Source organism: Betaproteobacteria bacterium, assembly GCA_009377585.1.
Classification (GTDB): Bacteria; Pseudomonadota; Gammaproteobacteria; order Burkholderiales; family WYBJ01; genus WYBJ01.
In genome coordinates this window covers 1-4,367 of sequence record WHTS01000222.1, presented here as the reverse complement: position 1 = coordinate 4,367, position 4,367 = coordinate 1, and the positions used below count along the sequence as shown (strand labels likewise).

General features: G+C 61.8%; 5 protein-coding genes. All 5 read left to right on the top strand.

Annotation, left to right across the window (positions count from 1 at the left end):
* Positions 1-852, top strand: an 852-nt coding sequence (locus GEV05_30610) for a hypothetical protein (GenBank protein ID MPZ47633.1), incomplete at its 5' end; no start/stop codon positions are given.
* A gap of 154 nt (positions 853-1,006) precedes the next feature.
* Positions 1,007-2,188 carry a Fic family protein gene (locus GEV05_30605; GenBank protein ID MPZ47632.1) on the top strand — a complete coding sequence of 394 codons (1,182 nt, stop codon included), beginning with the start codon at positions 1,007-1,009 and terminating at the stop codon, positions 2,186-2,188.
* Positions 2,185-2,391 carry a hypothetical protein gene (locus GEV05_30600; GenBank protein MPZ47631.1) on the top strand — a complete coding sequence of 69 codons (207 nt, stop codon included), beginning with the start codon at positions 2,185-2,187 and terminating at the stop codon, positions 2,389-2,391. The genes GEV05_30605 and GEV05_30600 overlap by 4 nt, the downstream gene beginning before the upstream one ends.
* 18 nt (positions 2,392-2,409) lie before the next feature.
* A complete protein-coding gene (locus GEV05_30595; GenBank protein MPZ47630.1) occupies positions 2,410-4,071 on the top strand; it encodes a transcriptional regulator in 1,662 nt (553 codons plus the stop codon).
* A gap of 151 nt (positions 4,072-4,222) precedes the next feature.
* Positions 4,223-4,367 (top strand): DUF4145 domain-containing protein (locus GEV05_30590; protein ID MPZ47629.1); only part of this gene is annotated, 145 nt, incomplete at its 3' end.

Sequence of the window (4,367 nt, the reverse complement as noted above, 5' to 3'; positions counted from 1 at the left end):
TTAGCTGACTATTACACTGGCGCGACGATCAAGCACCTCACAGGCCAAGATCTTGCCAGGTACCGATTTGCACTTCCTCCACTCTCTGAACAGCATCGAATCGCAGCGATCCTAGACAAGGCGGACGCGCTGCGAGCCAAGCGCCGCGCCGCCCTCGCCCAACTCGACACCCTCACCCAACTCGACACCCTCACCCAATCCATCTTCTTCGACATGTTCGGCGACCCCGCCACGAATCCAAAGGAGTGGGCGGTGTGTTCTGTTGCTGACTATGTAGAAGCGTTTCAAGGAGGTAAGAGTATCGAATCAGAAAGTGGGGACAACGTAGTCAGTCGCAATCGAGTGCTCAAAGTTAGTGCAGTTACAGGGATGAGATACTTACCCGAGGAGAGCAAACCGGTTCCCGACAACTACGCTCCACCTGAGGCGCATTTCGTGAAGGAAGGCGATTTGCTCTTTAGCCGCGCCAACACGAGCGAACTTGTTGGGGCGGTCGCATATGTTGAAAGCACGCCCTCGAACGTGCTTTTGCCAGATAAGCTGTGGCGCTTCGTCTGGCGCAAAAATCCACTCAGGGCCGAGCGACTTTTTGTCTGGGCGCTCTTTCAAACGGCGCCAGTTCGAGACGCAATCGCAGGTCGTGCAACTGGTACAAGCGGTTCAATGAAGAACATCTCGCAAGAAAAAGTGCTCGGCATTCACACTATCCTCCCTCCAATAGAATTGCAGCGAGAGTTTGGAGCGCGCATCGCAACCCTTCGTAGGCTGCAAATCACTCAACGCCGCTTGCTCACCGAACTCGATTCCCTGTTCGCTTCCCTCCAACACCGCGCCTTCCGGAGCGAGCTGTAGCCATGCCACAAATGGGACCGGGCGCGAATCAGAGGTCCGGCAACGCAGCGCCTTAACATCACGAACCTATAACAAGCCCACCGCTTGCGCCCCATGCTAAAGGCTGCCTATCATATGGGCCGAATTCGGGCCCATATGATAGCGAGCGACAACCATGACGGAGGTTGAGCCGTCGACGCGCGCGGGGCGCTACGTCCGCCAGCCGACAGGCTATCGCGCGTTCCTCCCTACACCGCTGCCGCCGCAACCGGAGCTGCGCCTGAACGCAGAACTGACCGCGCTGCTCTCGGCGGCGGATCGTGCGCTCGGGCGACTCGACGGCTCGGTGCTGACGCTCCCGAATCCCGACCTCTTCGTCTTCATGTACGTGCGCAAGGAGGCGGTGCTCTCCAGCCAGATCGAAGGCACACAGAGCTCGCTGCAGGACCTGCTTGCCGCCGAGGCGCAATTGTTCGACGAGAACATGCCGCGCGACGTAAACGAAGTCGTCAACTACGTCCGTGCCATGAACCACGGTCTGGCTCGCCTTCCCGAGCTGCCGGTCTCGGTGCGGCTGATCCGCGAGATCCATGCTGAGCTGATGCGCGGCGTGCGCGGCGGCCGCCTGCAACCGGGCGAGCTGCGCACGAGCCAGAACTGGATCGGCCCGGCGGGTTCCACGCTCGCGACGGCGAGCTTTATACCGCCGCCGCATCACGCAGTGTCGGACGCGCTGAGCGATCTCGAAAAATTCCTGCATGCTGACGACGGCCTGCCGCCGCTCATCAAGATCGCGTTGGCGCATGTGCAGTTCGAAACGATCCACCCGTTTCTCGACGGCAACGGCCGGGTGGGCCGCCTGCTGATCACTTTCCTGCTCACCGAATGCGGTGTCCTGCACAAGCCGGTGCTGTATCTGTCGCACTACTTTAAGCAGAACCGTCAGGCTTACTACGAGCACCTGCAGGCCGTGCGCGTCCGCGGCGCGTGGGAGGAATGGCTGGCGTTCTTCCTGCGCGGCGTGATCGAGGTAGCGGGCGAGGCGGCCGACACCGCGCGTCGCATCCAGCTTCTGCGCGAGCAACACCGCGCCGCCATCACCGACAAGCTCGGGCGTGCGGCGGGCAACGGTCACAAGGTCTTGGAATCGCTATTCGATCGGCCCATCGCGGCGGTGAACGACGTGCGGCAGCTGACCGGCACCACTTACGCAGCCGCCAATTCCCTCGTTTCCCGTTTGGTGGAGATCGGCGTGCTGAGCGAGATGACGGGCTACACGCGCAACCGCCGATTCCGATATGCGCCTTACATCGAGCTGTTCAGCGACGGCCGGCCAGAGCCTAAGGGGAGCGCGTGAGCCAGTTCGCCTTCCTCCAGCGCGAGTGGTCCGCGGCCGACGGTGCGGCGGTGCGGTTTGAAGTCGCGGCGCACGTCGATACGCGCACGGCATGCTTTTACGTCAAGCGCACGCTGAAGCTGGGCGACGTGGTCGTCTTGTCTATCCTGTTGGCGGGCTTCACGCGCTACTTGAGCGACCGGCTCGACGCTAGCGTCGTGTAACAAGGCATCTGAAACGGCATGTCGTCCACCATCCTTGAGCAACTTCAATACTGGCTGACCGAGCCTGAGGGCGTCCATCTCGAGTTCAAGGAGGCGAAGCAGAACTTCCACTTCGACAAACTGGTGGAGAACTGCGTGGCCTTGGCCAACGAAGGCGGAGGCAAGGTGATTCTCGGTGTGACCGACCGGCGTCCTCGTCGTATCGTGGCCACGGCGGCCTTCGCCGAGCCTGGGCGCACGGAAGCCGGGTTGCACAGTCGCCTGTCGCACCGCATTCCTGTCGAGGAATTGCACACGTCCGAGGGGCGAGTACTGGTGGTGCATGTACCGGCGCGACTTCCGGGCACCGCTTGGCAGATCGATGGGCGATATCTGAAGCGGGCAGGTGATGAGCTGGTCGCATTGGGCGATACGGAACTCCGAGCCATGTTCGCCGAGACGGGGCCGGACTTCTCTGCCGAGGTCTGTGCCGGCGCATCGATGAGCGATTTGTCACCAGATGCGATCGGTGCGTTTCGCGATCGGTGGGCCGCGAAGACTCGGGATGAGCGCAAGTCGCGATGGACCGATGAACAGACGCTAATCAACGCCGAGCTGTTGGTCGATGATCGCATCAGTTACGCAGCGCTAATCCTCTTCGGCACGCGGCGGGCGCTTGGGCGATGGCTGGCGCAGGCGGAGCTGGTGTTCGAGTACCGGTCTTCGGAAGCATCGGGCCCGCCCGCCGACCGCGCGGAGTATCGAGAAGGTTTCTTCCTCTGGCACGACGCTTTCTGGAACAAGATCAACCAGCGCAACGATCGTCAAAGCTATCAGGACGGTTTGTTCCGGATTGAGCTCCCGACTTTCGATGAAGTGCCGGTACGTGAAGCTTTGCTGAATGCGGTCGCGCATCGGGACTACCGTCTCGGTGCCTCGGTGTTCGTGCGGCAGTTCGCGCAAAGACTGGAGGTGGTAAGCCCCGGCGGGCTGCCGCCAGGCATCACGCCGGCGAACATCCTCGACCAGCAGAATCCGCGCAATCGGCGGCTGGCCGAGGCGCTCGCGAAGTGCGGACTGATCGAGCGTTCTGGACAGGGCATGAACTTGATGTTCGAGAACGCCATCCGGCAGGGTAAGGCGCTGCCGAGCTTCGCAGGCACGTCAATCCATGAGGTGCGTCTGACCCTCCATGGGTCGATCGTCAGTCCGGCATTCGTGCGCTTCATCGAGCGGCTGGGTGAGGAAAAGGTCAGATCCTTTTCCACCTACGATTTGCTCGCGCTCGACTATCTGCGTCGCGAGCAGGCGCTGTCGGATCATCTCAAGACATGCCTTTCAGGTTTGATCGCAGTAGGAGCGGTGGAGTCCATCGGACGTGGCCGAGGCACGCGGTACATGCTGGCTCGCAGCCTTTATGCTGCGTTGGGCAACAAAGGCGCCTACACGCGCACCAAGGGACTGGATCGAGGGACAAACAAGGCGCTTCTGCTGAAGCACATCCGGGACAATGTCGCGATGGGCGGCAAAATGGACGAGTTCCGCCAAGTCCTCCCGGCGCTCGCCCGGAGTCAGATCCAGGTGTTGCTGCGGGAGTTGCGGAAGGAGGGTTTGGTCTACAGCGTAGGGGCAACCAAGGCAGCTCGCTGGTTCCCTCAAGTAGGATCATCGAATTGCAACCCGCAGGAACCGTCGTCATGAACATAGCAATCGGCGATGGGCACGGCTCGCGTAAGTCCTTGCTCCGCAAGCAACTGCACCGGAGAGCGATTGCAACCGGGGGACGCCTGATTGCAATTCGAGGGCAATGCCGACGCAATCCGGGCTGCCCCCACCGATGCTGGGCGGGAGCGTGAGCCAGTTCGCCTTCCTCCAGCGCGAATGGTCCGCGGTCTTCGATGCGGCGGCGCGGGCGGAGGCAGCGGTCCATGCCGATCCGCGTACGGCCTGTTTCTATGCGCGGCGCACGCTCGAACTCGCGGTGCGCTGGGCGTACA

Coding starts and splice junctions, on each gene's coding strand:
- GEV05_30605 (MPZ47632.1), top strand. CDS start 1,007: ATGACGGAGGTTGAGCCGTCGACGCGCGCGGGGCGCTACGTCCGCCAG.
- GEV05_30595 (MPZ47630.1), top strand. CDS start 2,410: ATGTCGTCCACCATCCTTGAGCAACTTCAATACTGGCTGACCGAGCCT.